Here is a 261-nt window from a genome sequence, read left to right as displayed (position 1 = left end):
CAGGGCAGCGGCGGCAACTACGCGGGCAGCGGCAGCAGCTATGCCAACGAGGCGCAAAGTGTGTTCGGCGGCGGTGCGGCGGCCGCGGGCGCGGCAGGCGCGCTCGGCGCGGCGCCGCTGCAGGTGCCGGCCGGCTTCGACACCGAAGCGTTCCTGCGCAGCGCGAAGGTCTACTTCGTGCGCCTGCAGGCGGCATGGGACCAGGGCAACATGGCCGACATCCGCGAGTTCACGACGCCCGAAATGTTCGCCGAGATCAAG

The 261-nt window shown here is 71.3% G+C and carries 1 protein-coding gene; it reads left to right on the top strand.

The genetic code is table 11. The features are described from left to right. The coding region (locus R0J88_RS21135) for a TIM44-like domain-containing protein (RefSeq protein ID WP_410901047.1) at positions 1-261 on the top strand (261 nt) is incomplete at both ends.

Source organism: Pseudoalteromonas sp. SIMBA_162, from assembly GCF_046535955.1.
GTDB classification, from domain to species: domain Bacteria; phylum Pseudomonadota; class Gammaproteobacteria; order Enterobacterales; family Alteromonadaceae; genus Pseudoalteromonas; species Pseudoalteromonas marina.
This window is presented reverse-complemented; position numbering and strand designations above follow the sequence as displayed.